Annotated in this window: 13 protein-coding genes; 8 read left to right on the forward strand and 5 right to left on the reverse strand. The window is 44.6% G+C overall.

What is annotated here, in order from left to right:
• Positions 1-87 precede the first annotated feature (87 nt).
• Positions 88-1,569 carry a serine protease gene (locus tag QUF19_RS05320; protein ID WP_286297038.1) on the forward strand — a complete coding sequence of 494 codons (1,482 nt, stop codon included), beginning with the start codon at positions 88-90 and terminating at the stop codon, positions 1,567-1,569.
• 398 nt (positions 1,570-1,967) lie between these two features.
• The gene (locus tag QUF19_RS05325) at positions 1,968-2,624 is read left to right on the forward strand and encodes a hypothetical protein (protein WP_286297041.1); all 657 of its coding nucleotides are present in this window, start codon (positions 1,968-1,970) and stop codon (positions 2,622-2,624) included.
• Positions 2,625-2,739: 115 nt separating this feature from the next.
• Here the strand turns inward: QUF19_RS05325 and QUF19_RS05330 are convergent, their stop codons facing one another.
• Together QUF19_RS05330 and QUF19_RS05335 are read right to left on the reverse strand one after the other, a co-directional pair.
• A complete protein-coding gene (locus QUF19_RS05330; protein ID WP_286297043.1) occupies positions 2,740-4,494 on the reverse strand; it encodes an amidohydrolase in 1,755 nt (584 codons plus the stop codon).
• A 124-nt stretch (positions 4,495-4,618) separates the two neighbouring features.
• A complete protein-coding gene (locus tag QUF19_RS05335; RefSeq protein WP_286297045.1) occupies positions 4,619-4,795 on the reverse strand; it encodes a hypothetical protein in 177 nt (58 codons plus the stop codon).
• Between the two features lie 52 nt (positions 4,796-4,847).
• Here QUF19_RS05335 and QUF19_RS05340 point away from each other — a divergent pair, with 52 nt between their 5' ends.
• The 3 genes from QUF19_RS05340 (at position 4,848) to QUF19_RS05350 (ending at position 7,115) form a co-directional block, all read left to right on the forward strand.
• Complete coding sequence (locus tag QUF19_RS05340) at positions 4,848-5,810, forward strand: helix-turn-helix transcriptional regulator (RefSeq protein ID WP_286297047.1); 963 nt, start codon at positions 4,848-4,850, stop codon at positions 5,808-5,810.
• 149 nt (positions 5,811-5,959) lie between these two features.
• Positions 5,960-6,478: a lipocalin family protein gene (locus QUF19_RS05345; protein WP_102433755.1), complete on the forward strand. Its 519-nt coding sequence runs from the start codon at positions 5,960-5,962 to the stop codon at positions 6,476-6,478.
• A gap of 109 nt (positions 6,479-6,587) precedes the next feature.
• Complete coding sequence (locus tag QUF19_RS05350) at positions 6,588-7,115, forward strand: cytochrome b (RefSeq protein WP_286297051.1); 528 nt, start codon at positions 6,588-6,590, stop codon at positions 7,113-7,115.
• Positions 7,116-7,259: 144 nt separating this feature from the next.
• Here QUF19_RS05350 and QUF19_RS05355 read toward each other — a convergent pair whose 3' ends face one another.
• Together QUF19_RS05355 and QUF19_RS05360 are read right to left on the reverse strand one after the other, a co-directional pair.
• Positions 7,260-7,634 carry a hypothetical protein gene (locus QUF19_RS05355; RefSeq protein WP_286297052.1) on the reverse strand — a complete coding sequence of 125 codons (375 nt, stop codon included), beginning with the start codon at positions 7,632-7,634 and terminating at the stop codon, positions 7,260-7,262.
• A 48-nt stretch (positions 7,635-7,682) separates the two neighbouring features.
• A complete protein-coding gene (locus QUF19_RS05360) occupies positions 7,683-7,988 on the reverse strand; it encodes a monooxygenase (RefSeq protein ID WP_102433752.1) in 306 nt (101 codons plus the stop codon).
• 182 nt (positions 7,989-8,170) lie between these two features.
• On the opposite strand from QUF19_RS05360, the gene QUF19_RS05365 reads away from it, so the two are divergent.
• Positions 8,171-9,082 (forward strand): LysR family transcriptional regulator, encoded by a 912-nt coding sequence (locus QUF19_RS05365; protein WP_286297054.1) that lies wholly within the window; start codon positions 8,171-8,173, stop codon positions 9,080-9,082.
• Between the two features lie 22 nt (positions 9,083-9,104).
• Here QUF19_RS05365 and QUF19_RS05370 read toward each other — a convergent pair whose 3' ends face one another.
• Complete coding sequence (locus QUF19_RS05370; RefSeq protein ID WP_286297055.1) at positions 9,105-9,719, reverse strand: TetR/AcrR family transcriptional regulator; 615 nt, start codon at positions 9,717-9,719, stop codon at positions 9,105-9,107.
• A gap of 204 nt (positions 9,720-9,923) precedes the next feature.
• On the opposite strand from QUF19_RS05370, the gene QUF19_RS05375 reads away from it, so the two are divergent.
• Together QUF19_RS05375 and QUF19_RS05380 are read left to right on the forward strand one after the other, a co-directional pair.
• Positions 9,924-11,039 carry an efflux RND transporter periplasmic adaptor subunit gene (locus tag QUF19_RS05375; RefSeq protein WP_286297057.1) on the forward strand — a complete coding sequence of 372 codons (1,116 nt, stop codon included), beginning with the start codon at positions 9,924-9,926 and terminating at the stop codon, positions 11,037-11,039.
• Between the two features lie 8 nt (positions 11,040-11,047).
• Positions 11,048-14,146, forward strand: coding sequence for an efflux RND transporter permease subunit (locus tag QUF19_RS05380; RefSeq protein WP_286297059.1), 3,099 nt, complete (start codon positions 11,048-11,050; stop codon positions 14,144-14,146).
• Positions 14,147-14,655: the final 509 nt, after the last annotated feature.

Genomic DNA, 14,655 nt, shown 5'->3' on the forward strand with positions numbered 1-14,655 from the left:
TCAAAACTAAGTATGCATTTTGTGTCATATGTGTTTTTTACACATATGTTTGTGAAGGGAACACCACAAACCGATAAAGGAAATCCAATGAAAGTAATCTTATCTAACCTTGGGCTTGCGATAATATGGTTCTTTTCTTCGCTCGTTAATGCACAACTAAACCTTTCCGTTCAGCCGTATCCTCCCGTTCAGCCACATATTCCTGTTATTGCCGATGAAGTGAAACATCAGTTGTCGAACCAAGAGTTGGTTGAGACATCGGGTGGTACACACACACTGCAACTTGAACATGCTGGTGCGTCATTCATTAAGCTTCACTTCAAGTCTCTTAATGTACCGAAAGGCAGCGTGTTACGTCTTAAGTCAAATACCAGTAGTGAGGTTGTGGAGTACCGTGACAGCCAAATAGACTGGTTTGCTCAATCGATTTCCAATGATTCTGTCGTCATTGAATCAATCTCCAATTCAAACGGGCAGCATATTCAGTTTGAAGTTGATTACTATATGGCGGGGAAAAGTGCAGACGAAGAGGCCTTAGCGACGCTATCTACTTGTGGTGTGAATGAACGCAAAGATGTTGCTTGCTGGGAAGACTCTCACGCAGAAAAAGTGGCTTGGGCAACGCCCGTTGCAAGGCTGCTCATTAATGGTCGCAGCTTGTGTACCGCGTGGCGTGTAGGGCCAGACAACCATATGTTCACTAATAACCATTGTGTCGCATCAGAGTCTGAGTTGAGAAATACCGAGGTATGGTTTAACTATCAGCGTCGTACATGTGATGGTTCTATGGCGACAACGGTTAAAGTGATGGGGAATAAAATACTCAGCACCGATTATGACCTGGATTACACGCTGTTTACCGTCGATGATTTTTCAAAGATAGCGTCGTTTGGTTATCTAGGGTTAGACGCTCAAGAGCCGATGTTCGGTGATGGGATTTATATTCCTCAACACGGAGCGGGTAATCCGAAAGAGCTTGCCATTGAGAGCGATCAAAATGGTTCAGGGTTGTGTCAGATCGATGTGGCTTCAGCGAATGGCCGAGGGTCAAATACGGATACTGGTTATTTCTGTGACACGATTGGAGGTTCGTCTGGGTCACCTGTTCTGCGAACCGATAACAACAAAGCCATTGCTTTGCATCATTTCGGAGGCTGCGAAAATCAAGGCGTGAAAATCAGTAAAATTTGGCCATTAGTGGCTTCGCATTTCAATGACGCGCTACCTAATGGCTCGGTTGGTGAGCCGAAGAATGAGATCCCAGAAGTGACTTTAGACAATTTAGTGTCTGATATCGCACTGACTTCAGGCGACCAAAAACTGTTTGTACTTAAGGCGGCGAATCGTACTGCTGGTGTTACCGTTACGATTAAGTCTGGTGTTGGGGATGCCGACCTATACATTCGTTCAGGACTGCAGCCAACCAAAAGTGACTACGACTGTCGCCCGTATCGTTCCGGTAACTTCGAGTCTTGCGATGCACTTAAGGTTGATGAAGACCTTTACATTATGATTAACGCGTTCCGCAGTTTCTCTGGTGTGTCTCTTTCTGTGTCGCAATCTCAATAATCATATTTAACTCGACAACTCGATAACTCTATCTATATAACGGTCATTATCGAGCCAATACGTTAGACTAAATTAATAATTAAAAGACGAGTCATATAGGTTCGTCTTTTTTATTTTGGTAATTAAACAGAATGATTAATAATTTTCAATTTGGTTTAAATATTGATTAGTTAATGCTAGTGAAATGTAGATGTTCTTTAAATAATCATCTTTCCCAATTAACCCTTACATTTCTGAGGTGTTGTTAGTTCTAGAAGGAAAATATACCTGATGGCAAACCTTAACATTCATAAAACCAATCATTGCTTTAATCAAGATCACAAATATCAATAAGCGCTGTGTTGCATATTTTATTTTTGAGTTATTTTCCTGCCGCCAATCATAAAGGAAAAATAATAATGAAAAAAACAATAGCGTTAGTGTCTGTAACCGCCTGCCTAAGTCCGTTTGCTTATGCTGATAATAGTAACGTTATCACCGGTGAATCGCCTGAAGGTGTCTACGTTCAATACCAATCGATGAATCAAGTGACTGAATCGATGAAGCAAGATGGCTTTACGTTGCATCGTTGTGGGATCAACACGCTTCGCAATAACATCCAAGCAAATCAAGGCTTGGAAGTCCCACATAGTCAGATCCAATGTGTGTATTCAAAACCGGGTCAATCAACGAGTGATGAGTCTGAGCTAATCTATTGGCACCTGAATGTGCTTTACAGCATGGAGAATGAGAACTTCATTGCTGAGAGTGAATTTGCAGAGCATTATACCAGCGAGATCTATACTCATAGCCCTGAATATCTTCTAGATATTGGCCCGCATTATTACCGTCAACGCTCTAAAGTGGAAGCGTTGGGAATGAAAGTGGGTGAGTGCAACCTACAAAAAATCTATTACTTTAGTGCGCCTACGGAAGAGTCATACTTATCAGATATAGCATCTTGCCCTGTATATAAGGCTGACGGTGAGCTTTCTGGTAATATTACAGTGGAAATTAATCATACTCCTGCTAATTTAGGTTACAGTGAGCGACTTGTTAATTTTTATGCAATTTAATAAATGACCGTATAGTTAATAATATAAAGCTAGAATCGTATGCGCTTATTAAGTTAAGTCACATTTAATAATTAAAAAGGGTTGGTATTAATACCAACCCTTTTTCGTCACCCGTTTATTTTGAACCGTCGTAAACTACATCCCCACGTAACACTGTCATCAACACCTGTGTTTTGGCTATTTGTCTTGCCGATACTGTAGTGATGTCTCGGTTGAGAATGGCGAAGTCAGCCGATTTCCCCACTTCAATAGAGCCAGTGATGCCTTCAATCCCAAGGCTCTTAGCTGCATTGATCGTGTAAGCGTCGATAGCGGTGTAGATATCGGTTAGGCCGGTTTTACCCATGAGTAAGCTGTTCGCGATGCCGACCAAAGGGTTGATGTCGTGTACGTTCCAGTCACTGCTCAAGGTGATATTGGCGTCGGTTTTGAGTATCGCGTCTAGGTTCATCATGGCTTTGGCGCGGCGAGCACCAAGGAAGGCTTCGGCCCATTGGTGTTGATGTTTGGCTATGTAATCAGACCCGACTTGGAAATCTGCCGAGACATTGAGTTGCTTGAAGCGGGGAACATCTTCATCATTGATTAACTCAATATGGGTTAAGGTATAAGGTTTTTGTGAGCCTTGTTTACGCACGCTTTCGATTGCATCAAGGGATTCACGAACCGCACCATCACCAATCGCATGAATGTGCGCACTAAAACCAATTTCATCGAGCGCGCTGAGCCACTCTTTCATCTGTGCTGGTGGAATGTAGTTCAAGCCATTCGGCGACTGCGGCAGGTAAGTATCCAAGTAGGGTGCGAGTGTTTTTGCAGTGCCATTAATGAAGATGCCATCGCTGTACATTTTGACCTGATCGACCAGTAGCAGACGGCTTTTATCATTGGAATACATCTTTTCGAATACTTCGAGCTGAGACGGGATCGCCATTGATGGGTAAACCCAAGGGCGCAATGACACGCGAGCAGTCAAATCTTGGTTTTGCTCTGCTTCTAGCCAAACGTCATACCAACTGCGTTTCCAGTACATTCGGCCGTCACCTATGGTGGTAATGCCGTGTGCAGCGGCTTCTTCAAGTCCGAACATTAAGCCTTGATAGCTTTGTTCAAAGAGCTCGCTTTGGCTGTTCCAAGCCATCTCCATGATTTGGTCGCCAGCATTATCCAATAAGATGCCGTTAAGCTTTCCGCTATCAGAATCTTTTAAATAGGCACCGCCTTGTGGATCTGGCGACTGCTGGCTGATTCGTGCGATTTTCAGTGCTTTTGAGTTGACCCACATCGAGTGCGAGGTTTGCTCCATGATTACCACGGGGCGGTCTGGAAAAATACTATCGATGATCTCAAGTGGTGTGTATTCAGAGTCGCTGTCGAGTGTCGACTCCAGAGAAAAACCATAACCCATTAGCCAACTTCTGCCATCGGTTTCGGCATTGATTTTACACGCTTCTAAGTAAGGGATTTGCTCTTCGAGTGTGGCTTCAGAATCCAGTTCGCAATTACCACCCAGCTCTGAGGCGGCTTCGAAAACATGGTTATGATTATCAATGAAGCCTGGAAGAACAAAGGCATTCTCCAAGTCGATGACATCGGTACTCTGCCCTTGAAAAGCTTTCGCTTGCGAGCGTTCGCCAATGAAGATGATTTTGCCTTTATGGGTAACGATCGAGTCCGATTCGCGATGCCCGTAGATGTCGGCATTAGTGAAGATCTGGTCTGCGGTTTGGCTATTCGTCTCTACTTGATTTTGAATAGTCGGTTGGCTTTGAGCAGCTGTGCTGTCTTGTGCAAGTACTGGCGAAATAGTGCCTAAGCTAGCGAGTAATGCAATCCATGCAGTGCGTGGCAAAGTGAGCTTGTTGTTCATTCTTATATTTCCCATGTTCCACTGTTTAATAAGTATAGAAAGCGAGTGGCCAGTGTGAAACTCTACATGAATGACAAATAAAAACTGCTTTTAATCAACAAGCTGTCGTTTGAATGAGCTTTATTTACGACTCTTGTATTAGGCTGTTACGCAGATCTTTTTTGTATTCTTCATGAGAGTTATAGCCATAAAGTTTCCAAGTGTTCTCACCTTTAATGTTGTGGTTGTAGGTGATCTCGCCTATCCACTGCTGACGAGTGGCAAGAATCATAGCGCGGATTTTTAATAATAAAGTGTCCATAGTTGCTCTCCTGGTTAAGTTCACTTGCAGTATATTTAGCGGTGACAACCGGATGAGTATCGTTAGCGCAATGTTCAATACTTTTCAGTCAATGTTCTCATTTGAATGGTTTGATGCGTATACTTTCAATATTAAAAAGTCACTGAGCATCGCAATGAAAGGTTACTTGGAAAAAGTGCCACAACGAATTGGCACGTCATGGCGCTATAAGAAAATTGTCGAGAACAGTAAAAGCTATGGTTGGCACCGACATGAAGAGTACGAGATAGCGATACATCGTCACTTTGCTGGCCATAGTTTCATTGGGCATCACCAAAGCGATGTGTTTCACAACCACATGATTTTGGTGGGGCCAGATTTGCCTCATGCTATTTATTCAGAAGAGAGTGCAGACGACTCACGAATATGTGAAACGCATGTGGTTTGGTTTCGTAAAGATTGGATAGAGCAATTAATCGCGTGCTGTCGCGAGCTCGAACCGCTGCGCGCATTGTTGGAAGATTCAAAGAAAGGTCTGCAGTTTTCGCCCGCTACCGCAGAGAAAGCGACGGAATTGTTGAACAAGGTGATGGACGAGCCACCACATCAACAACTGCTAATCTTGTTTTCTTTGTTTGCACTATTGCTTGATGACCAAGACGTGGTTCAGTTGATTAACCCTGTCTTTAATGCGGGGGACGAAGATGAGGTCAGCGATAAGCTGGATAAGATTGAAGCCTTCTTGGTGAATAACTTTATCCGTGATATCTCGGTTAACGACTTAGCCAGTCACCTATATATCAGTGAGAGTAGTGTTAGGCGGTTATTTCAAAAGCACTATAATGAGAGTTTTAGCCAACGGTTAAAGAAAATTAGGCTCAATGTGGCGTGTGATTTATTGCTCAACACCTCGTTGCCAGTGAATTTGATTTTGGAAAAAGTGGGATACGACAACCAAGCCAACTTCAATCGTCAGTTTAAATCGTATAAGCAAGTGACACCGACTCAGTACCGGTCAGCAATGAAGCATCACTGATTCATTTGCTGACGAAACGATTCACATAAGCTTCTGAATAATTTACTGTTATATGAACCATATAAACGGATTTAACGTATTACCAAGGATGTAAGTTAAGGCTCTCACATGACTTACTCGAATTACTATTAAAACAAGTCGAGGTTAGGATGAAGAAAATATTATTGCTGCTGAGTGTCATCTTATTGGGTGGGTGTGTCGGCATGCCTGAAACAGTAAAGCCCGTTCAACAGTTTGAATTGGATAGATACTTGGGCAAATGGTACGAAGTGGCTCGTTTGGACCACTCGTTTGAGCGAGGCCTCAATAGTATCAGTGCTGAATATAGCCTGCGTGACGATGGCGGCGTGAAGGTGATTAACCGTGGCTATTCAGATGAAGATGGCGAATGGAACGAGGCGGAAGGCAAAGCGTATTTTGTCGAAGGCAGTGATCAGGGTTATCTGAAGGTGTCATTCTTTGGTCCATTCTATGGCGCTTATGTGGTGTTTGAATTGGACAAAGAGAACTACCAATACGCGTTTGTTTCTGGCCCAGACACCGATTACTTATGGCTACTTTCTCGAACCCCAGAAGTTTCGTCTGAGGTAATGGAGAAGTTTACAAAGATGTCTAAAGAGCGCGGCTTCAATACTGACGAATTGATTTATGTGGAGCACTCAAAATAACGGTATATAGCGGTTAATTGGTCTTTACGTAACTTTACGTAAAGACCATGTTAAGTGTAATGATAATGAGTCAAAATAACATCTAGGTCAGAGACATAGAGTGGTCATTATGAATAAATCATTATCGAAACAGACTGTTATTTTCCATTGGCTTACCGGCATTTTGTTTATTGCTGTGTTTGTTATTGGGCTTCAATTCGAAGACATGCCGCGAGGCCCCGAAAAAGGCGAGTTAATGGGGCTGCATAAATCTTTAGGTTTGATTGTTTTAGTTGTCGCACTTTCACGCTTTGTATGGCGTATGAAAGAAGGGGCGATTGCTAGCGTTGCTGTGTTAACGAGAGCACAAGAAATTGCCGCGAAAAGCATCCATCACTTCTTACTGCTGGTGACATTGGCGATGCCAATCTCTGGTGCTGTGATGAGTGTGGCGGGTGGACGTGCATTAGAGTTATTCGGCATTGAGTTGATTGCTGCAGGTGAGAAAACGGAATGGTTGCAGTCTGCAGCTTCTTTCGTTCACGTTAATGCGGTGAACTTGATTATGGTGGCGTTTGCTCTGCATGTGTTAGGTGCATTGAAACACCAATTAGTGGACAAAGATGGCACACTGAGCCGCATGCTTGGTCGCTCATAGTTTAATAGTGAAAAGCAAAAACCAGACACCAAGATTACTTCTTATTTAGTGAACCTAACTTTGGTCTTGATAGAACGGTGAATACAAAAACACTCGGCATGTACCGAGTGTTTTTTTGTTTGTGCTACCTGAAAATCATACTCACTAAGCTTGCTTGCGAACCTGCAATACGCTCAATACTGATAGCGAAAGGAAGAACGCGGGGTCGCTCCAACCAAAGCCAACAAAGATACCGGTGAAAGCCGCATACAGTGTGATGATCGCACCCAGCATATTGGTAATAACCAAACCTTGGATGAGCTTTTTGGCGCTGATTCCCGCTTCAATATCTCGCAGTAACCATGTTATCGCTGCAATACCACCAAGGAAGATACTGGTGTGTTGAGATAGAAAGTAAGCGTACTTGTCATTAATTTCCACGCCGTACATAGGCCACATGACCGTTGGTAGGAAAAACAACGCGAAGGCAAACCCTGCGTAAATGATGCCGTGTAGGCTTAAAAACGTTTTATTGTTCATTTGTTCTCTCTCTATCTCGTGCCTTTCGCTAATTATTCATTCATTCCATTAGCCGTTGATTGGGCCTTTGTTAATGGTAGTTAATGGCTGGTTTACGTCAAAAATCACGCCGCGTACTTCTTCTACGCCCATCTCTTTCAAGCGAGCGGCATGCATGGCTAGGTAAGTTTCCGCACTGAGTTGATCTTCAAAAAGGTAGACGCCACCGCCCAGTTTTTCGGCTTGGTTTTCTGTCCAGATTTTCCAGATCATGCCCGGTTCGTTGTTGATAGACTTGGCTAGGTCAACGAGTGCGTTCGACATCTCTTCACCGAAAGGGCCTGAAAATTCAAAATCAACTTGTAGTAGTTTCATGGTGTTTCTCCGTTTAACAAATTTCGTTTAACAAAATCCGCTATAAAAAATAGGTGTTTAAGACAAACAAGCCATTCTCGTTTGTTGTTGAGATTTATATTGCCTGTTGAAATAGATATTACCTGTAAAAAACAGACAGAAAAGTTCATAATATTGCCATTAACTGTCAGGATTTTAGACCGATGAGATTAAAGACCACCCTAGACCAATGGCAAACACTCTATGAGATAGACCGCGCTGGCAGCATTCAGGCGGCGGCACTGCAATTGAATAAGAGCCACACCACGCTGATTTATGCGTTGAGAAAATTGGAAGACCAGTTGGGTGTGTCTTTGGTTCAGGTTGAAGGGCGAAGGGCTGTATTATCGGAAGATGGCAAAGCCTTATTGCGTAGGGCGAGCAGCATGCTGGAACAAGCGCGAGAACTAGAGCTGATCAGTGAGCAGTTAGCAAAGGGTGTGGAGTCTGAAATTGTGGTCGCGGTTGATCACTTATGCTGCCTTGAACGTCTTTATAAGCCGATGGCTGCGTTTATGGCAGAGAACAACACCACCTCAATCCAAGTGGTAGAAACATCGCTATCTAAAACCACTGAAATGGTTACCCAAGAACGAGCCGATGTTGCCATCATCAACCTGCCAATTACCAATTACTCGGCTGAAGCTTTTGGGTTCACTAAGATGGAGCCCGTTGTAGCGAATTCGCATCCGTTAGCTAGCATGTCATCCATGTCGCTCAATCAGCTGTCGTCTCTTCCACAAATTGTAGTGAGAGATTTAGGTGCTCAAGCTAGTCAAGGCAGTAAAAATCTGGGTGAGAAAAAGGATGTGGGTTGGTTGAAGTCGAGCCAGCGTATTACGGTCGATAATTTCGACCATGCATTTGGTGCGGTAGAGCAGGGTGTTGGGTATTGCAGGTTACCTAAACATATTGTCGATAGCCGAGGAAGTGACAAGCTTGCGGTATTGAATGTAGAAAATGGCAGTGGTTATCAAGTGCCGCTGCATCTGACTCTGCCGAAAGGTGCGAAGACAGGTCCAGCCGCAAAACGTTTCTATGAGTTACTTCTTGAGTCAGCTTCTAATGCGAGCTAACGGCGACATGAACCTTGAACGATTAACGAGGCTGATTGCCGTTCAAGAATAGTGCGACACATTCACGAGTGTAGTGAAGTCTTTCTTCTTGTGACTCTCCGCTATCGTGTCCGAAGAATCCCCAATACGCCGATTTGCCGTGAAACATCAGCAACAGTTGGCGTGCAGCAATGGTTGGTGAACTTGATGTTGAAAGCGTTAAGTCACCCGAATCTATTTTCGACTGTAAATAATCAGCGAGTAACTTAGTGGTCTTCTGTGGCCCTGTTTCTAAATAAATAGAGGCTATCTCTGGATGTGTGTTGGATTGGCTAACCGCATTCTGAAAGGTCTGTCTAGATTGCTCATCAAGTAACAAATCTTGAAACTTCACACCAAACTTCACCAATTCTTCTTCCAAAGTGGCATTCATATCAAAGGCTGCAGGGCTCAGTTCGCGCTCTGCACATTTGGTTTGCATACAGGTTTCGAAAAGTTCGTCTTTGTTTTTAAAGTGAGAGTAGACCGTTTGCTTTGAAACGTTCGCTGCTTTCGCTATCTGATCCATATTGATCTTGAAGCCATACTCAGAGAAAAGCTGGCTTGCTGCGGTTAAGATCTGCGATCTCTTCTGTTCACTCTTGATGATTTTAGTCACGTGCTGTTTCTCGTTACTTGCTTGGTACTTGGTGTTGCTCAGTTCAATGCATTTCGTTCTGCGCTAAGCATTATGCTTTTTGTGATGGTTTTATCAATCATTAACGATGAAACTTATTTTTAACATAATCAAACTAGACAGTCTAGTTTGGTTTAGTTAGTCTAAAAAAAGAACATGATTGAGTACTGCATAGGAACAGTGAGTATGTATAAATTGATGAAGGGAAGTGCGGTGGCGTTGTCTCTATCGGCTTTTCTTGTTGGATGTGGCGAAAAGGAACAAGCCCAAGAGTCGGTTGATTCAACCGCTGAAGCGGCTTCGAGCGTCCAAACCATTTTAACTGTAGAAACGATGGCCTTGGCGCTGTCTTCCTCTTATGCAGTGCAGCGTGAATATGTGGGTGTGGTTAAGGCGGGTCAGCAGGCTAACCTTGGTTTCGAATTGGCCGGAAAAGTAAATGCGATTTTAGTGGATGTCGGTGACACAGTAACCGAAGGTCAACCGTTAATCCGGTTAGATACCCAACTGCTGCAGACTGAATCTAGCCAATTGAAAGCACAAGCCGAAGAAGTGAAAGCTCAACTGAGTCTTGTGGCCGCGAACTTAAAGCGTCAGCGCTCATTGAAAGCAAAGGGCTTCAGTGCTGAGGCGGAAATTGATTCGTTAACCAGTGAACAGCGCGTGTTGCAGGCGAACTTACTGCGTATTGACGCCTCGGTAAAAGGCAATGAATTGAAGTTAGTTAAGTCGACGGTTCGTGCGCCTTATTCGGGCACTATCGCAACGCGTTTTGTGTCGTTGGGTGATGTGGTGAATGTCGGTAATCCTACTCTTACATTGCTTGCTTCAGAAGGCAAAGAAGCCTTTATCGGTATTCCTGCTCATCAGATGCAAAAAGTAACCTCGCTTTCTAAGCCAAGTATTCGTGTCGGGCGAGATGATTTCGCTGTGACTCTGTTGAATCCGGGTGCAATGGTGGATACGCAATCTCGCAGTGTCGGCTTACGTTACCTTTTCCCTGAGCAAGCGTCTGTTTTAGAAGGTCAGCTTGCTTACCTTAAGTTTGACGAGCAAATCGATGATCAAGGTTATTGGGTGCCGTTAACGGGTTTAATTGATGGATTACGTGGTGTGTGGAACATCTTCGTGGTGGGTGAAGACAATAAAGTAGAGCGCCGAAGTGTTCAGGTTCTGTTTGCTAATAACCAACAAGCCTATGTCAGCGGTGCCATTACCGAAGGCGAGCAGGTGATCGCGAGTGGTCTACATCGCTTGGTTCCAGGTCAAACCGTGAAGCCAGCCAACGTGACGGCTGAATAGGAAATAGTATGAAAATCATAGAGACTATTTCCAATACTCGACTGCTTATTTTAATGACTGCGCTGCTCATGGTGAGTGGTATTTCTGCGTTCATGACGCTGCCTCGCGCAGAAGACCCAGTCATCATCAACCGTTACGCCAACATTACCACCAGTTTCCCCGGTGCCAGTGCCGAGCGTGTTGAAACCTTGGTTACTGAGGTGATTGAGAACAAGCTGCGTGAGCTGAGTGAAGTTAAACTCGTGAGCTCAACCTCAAGGCCGGGCGTGTCTATTGTCACGCTAGAATTGAATGACACCATCACCGAGCCAGAGCCGGTTTGGTCTCAAGCTCGTGACAAACTGTCTGACATCGAATCCATTTTACCTGCGGGTTCTCATTCTCCCGATCTCGACAGCGACCATACTTACGCTTTCACCACCATCGCATCTCTGACTTGGTCAGGTGCAGGCGAGCCAGACCGTTTAACCCTTGGGCGTTATGCCAAAGAACTTGCCAAGCGATTACGAACCTTGTCGGGAACTGAATTCGTTGATGAATACGGGATGCCTCAAGAAGAAATCCAGATAAGTCTACGAACGGCTGATGCCGCAGCGCTTGGGCGTTCGAGTGCTAATATCGCCGAATCGTTAGAAGGGGCAGACGCTAAGAACTCGGCGGGTGAATTGGTCAGTGCTTATTCTCGTTTTGGTTTAGAGATTGAATCGGAACTTGATTCCATTGAACGTATTAAGCAAGTCCCAATCGCGACTGACAGCAATGGTCACATCATTCGTATGGAAGACATTGCTTCGGTGAGGCGTGGCGAGAAAACTCCCCAAGATCAGATTGCCATTATTGATGGTGAGCCGGGCGTGATTGTCGCAGCAAGAATGCATCCTGATCTTCGTGTCGATAATTGGACATCACGAGCGAATGCTCTTATTGAGGAGTTTCAACAAGAGCTGCCCAGCAATATCGATGTCACCGTGTTGTTCAACCAGCAAGGTTATACCGAAACACGCCTAAACGACTTAGGCAAAAGCTTGATGATCGGTTTTGGCTTGATCTTGATTGTGCTGTTCGTGACCTTAGGTGTGCGTGCTGCAATATTGGTGGCGATTTCGTTGCCACTGACTTCACTGCTTACATTGTCGATCATGAAGATGACCGGTGTGCCAATCAACCAGATGTCAGTCACGGGTTTAATAGTGGCACTCGGGATCATGGTAGATAACGCGGTGGTAATGGTCGATACCATTCAGGCGTATCGCTTGAAAGGGCAGCACAGAGCAGAAGCGACCATGAATGCGTTGAAGCACTTGTGGGTGCCTTTGCTGGGTTCAACATTAACCACGGTATTGGCGTTTGCGCCGATCATTCTGATGCCGGGTGCATCGGGTGAGTTTGTGGGTGGTATTGCGATTACGGTGTCGTTCTCGTTGATCGGTTCTTATGTGATTTCGCATACCTTAATCGCAGGCTTAGCGACCAAGTTACTGCCGAAACAACTCAGTGATGTGGATAAGAAAGGGCAACATCATTGGTATATGACAGGCTTAAGAATTCCTGCATTAACACGTTGGTTCTCATCTTCTGTTCGCTTTGGTGTCACGCATCCAATCATTACTATTGCTTTGGTGTTGTTGGTTCCGTTTACTGGCTACTGGAGTATGTCTCAACTGACTGAGCAGTTCTTCCCGCCATCAGACCGAGACATGTTTGAGATTCAGGTGTACATGCCGCCTCAAGCGAGCATTTATGCGACCAAAAATACCTCTGAAAAAATAGACGACATCATTCATCGCTATCCAGAAGTGGAGCGCATTGATTGGCTAGTGGGCGCGAACTTCCCATCTTTCTATTACAACTTACAAGCAAGACAAAATAATGCGCCTTACTTCTCACAAGCGATGGTGAAAACCGAGAACTTTGACCAAGCCAATGCGTTGATTCCAGAACTGCAAAAGGTGTTAGATAACGAGGTACCGGAAGCACAAATCTTGGTACGAAAGCTTAATCAAGGGCCTCCATTTACTGCGCCCGTTGAGCTGCGTGTTTATGGTGAAAACCTCGATACATTAAAAGCGATTGGTGAAGATGTTCGCTTGATTCTGGCAGGTGTACCTCATGTCACTCACACGCGAGAAACATTGCAGCCGGGTACACCTAAGGTGTGGTTGAAGGTCGATGAAGACACTGCGAAACTTAACGGTATCTCACTCAATCAGTTTGCTGGCATGCTGCAAACTACGCTAACAGGCCGTGAAAGTGGCTCAGTGATTGAGGGCAGTGAATCGGTACCAATCCGTGTTCGTGTCGCGGATGATGCGCGTGAAAATCTAGCGCATTTAAGCAATATTCGCTTGCCGATCAGTTCTGATGTTTACTCAACGGGGATTAATGTTTCAACTCTGGCAGAGCTTGAACTGACGACCAGTCGCGGTGCGATTACTCGTCGTAACGGGCAGCGTGTGAATACCATTGAGGGTTACATTGAAGCGGGTGTCTTGCCTCAAACTGTCCTTAATGAGTTCCAAAAACGCTTAGAAAGCTATGAGATGCCATCAGGTTACACGATTGGTTTTGGTGGTGAATCGGCTGAGCGTGACAATTCAGTCAACAGTCTTATCTCGAATGTCGCCGTTGTGGTGGTATTGATGGTGTTGGTAGTGGTGATGTCGTTCAACTCGTTCCGAATGAGTAGCATCATCTTCATGGTGGCAGGATTGGCTGGTGGCCTAGGGCTGTTGTCGGTGTGGATCTTCGGTTATCCGTTTGGCTTTACGGTGATCATCGCCATGCTCGGGATTGCGGGCTTAGCGATTAACGCTGCCATCGTGATTCTGACGGAATTGAAACTCGATGAACAAGCTTCATCAGGCAATGTGGATGCGGTGGTAGAAGCTGTGATGTCGTGTACGCGTCATATCAGTTCGACAACGATCACGACGGTTGGCGGCTTTATGCCACTGATCATTGCTGGTGGTGGCTTCTGGCCTCCGTTCGCGGTCGCGATTGTCGGCGGTACCGTATTAACCACGCTTATTTCTTTCTACTTTGTGCCTGTGGTTTATCATTTGATGACTAAAAATCAGCGCAAGGAAGTCGTGACTCCAACAGCCTAATCTCTCTTAATGACTATTACTCCTCTCCCTTGAGGGGAGTAATACCCGCTTAAAACATATCTTAATATCCCCAAAATCGGCTTTTTATCTTCATCTTTGACCGTTTTTTGCTGCACATAGCTGACATTATTATCATGAAAATCAACGTGTCATTCGAGTGCCTGATGGGTTGTTATCTCTAGTGATATCTTTTGTAAATACCTTTGAAATCGTATGTGAATTCATAAATTTGATGATCGTCACACTTTGTTTATTTCGCTCTTTCTAATGTAATCCAACATTGTTGTTTCTATTGCTTGTTTACTTTTCTCTCTCCCGTTTCCCCTTAATCCTTTTCCGCACATGGCTCAACTCGTGTGGCACGCCTATGTCGTGCGTCTGAATTGCGTCAATTTTCCATATCTCACTTTCATAACTGGAAGGTTAGTTTCCAAGTTTGTTTGGTGAGCTTTCAATTTCAACTCCTCATAATGCGCCAAATGTAACAATGTATTTCAAAGTGTAACAAT

This window comes from Vibrio sp. FE10 (assembly GCF_030297155.1).
Classification (GTDB): Bacteria; Pseudomonadota; Gammaproteobacteria; order Enterobacterales; family Vibrionaceae; genus Vibrio; species Vibrio apostichopi.